The following is a 643-nucleotide window of genomic DNA, read 5'->3' on the forward strand; positions in this document are numbered from 1 at the left end:
GATGACGGCGACTACCTCCGACCCCTCGAGAGCAAGGTAAGCGGTTCGATCCGCGGCAGGGTAGGCTATGCAATCGAAAACGTTATGCCGTATTTTACCGCAGGTGTAGCGATCGGTAGCTTCCGTGATGACCACAACGGTAATGGTTCAGATATCGCAAAAGAAACACTTACTGGCTATGCGATTGGCGGTGGTATCGAATGGGGAATTACCCAAAACCTAATTGCGCGTGGTGAGTACATTTTCTCCGATTATGGAACGAACGACTTCCAATTTTCGGGCAACGACATACATAGGATCGACGTGCAGACGCACGATTTCCGCATAGGACTTGCGTATAAGTTCTGACTTGACCACGAACTACTGTCTTCAGCCCCAGCATAGTCCGGGGCTTTCTTTTATGCAGAACCGCCGAACATCTGCCGTTATGCGACGGCTTTTGCCACCATATCGGGGTGCTGGCCTATCACCCGCACATAGGCGATGGCGAAGTCCGGCGCGGTCACTCGCGCCTGCTCCCAATCGCGCAAAGTGCCGACCGGAACCCGAAAGCGGTTGGCAAAGTCTGACTGGGACAAACCAAGCGCAGTTCTGGTCTTGCGGATCAGGCGGGCGCGCTGGCCTCGGTCCAGCGCATCGGCTG

Annotated in this window: 2 protein-coding genes; one reads left to right on the top strand and one right to left on the bottom strand. The window is 55.1% G+C overall.

Annotated features, from left to right (window positions below; translation table 11 throughout):
• The coding region (locus tag ACFPLB_RS17640) for an outer membrane protein (protein WP_378232102.1) at window positions 1-348 on the top strand (348 nt) is incomplete at its 5' end.
• 77 nt (window positions 349-425) lie between these two features.
• Here the strand turns inward: ACFPLB_RS17640 and ACFPLB_RS17645 are convergent.
• Window positions 426-643, bottom strand: a 218-nt coding sequence (locus tag ACFPLB_RS17645; RefSeq protein WP_378232104.1) for a helix-turn-helix domain-containing protein, incomplete at its 5' end; no start/stop codon positions are given.

This window comes from Aquamicrobium segne (assembly GCF_042656785.1).
In the GTDB taxonomy this organism is placed as follows: Bacteria; Pseudomonadota; Alphaproteobacteria; order Rhizobiales; family Rhizobiaceae; genus Mesorhizobium; species Mesorhizobium segne.